Annotated in this window: 1 protein-coding gene; it reads left to right on the top strand. The window is 34.9% G+C overall.

Annotation, left to right across the window (positions count from 1 at the left end; genetic code table 11):
* On the top strand, window positions 1-238 hold a 238-nt coding region (locus SB786_RS37605; RefSeq protein ID WP_410731762.1), incomplete at both ends, for a hypothetical protein.

The raw sequence follows: 238 nt of genomic DNA, 5'->3' as shown, positions 1-238 counted from the left end.
AAAGTGGTGCCAATATAGAACCTAGACAGGCATTATCTTCTGTTTTGAAATTAGGAGAGACAATAGATACTGAAGTATCTGCACATACGGTTACTGCAAATGCTGATAATAATGGTAATAATGGTGATGGAGTTGATGAAGATGGTATTACCAAACTAATGCCTATCTACAAGAACACAGCATATTATACGGATGTAAGTGTATTTAATAATTCCGGATCTGCTAAAGTTCTTTATGG

This window comes from Burkholderia sp. SIMBA_062 (assembly GCF_046534765.1).
GTDB classification, from domain to species: domain Bacteria; phylum Pseudomonadota; class Gammaproteobacteria; order Burkholderiales; family Burkholderiaceae; genus Burkholderia; species Burkholderia ambifaria.
Note: the sequence above shows the minus strand (reverse complement) of the source record. Positions and strands in the feature narration are given on the sequence as shown.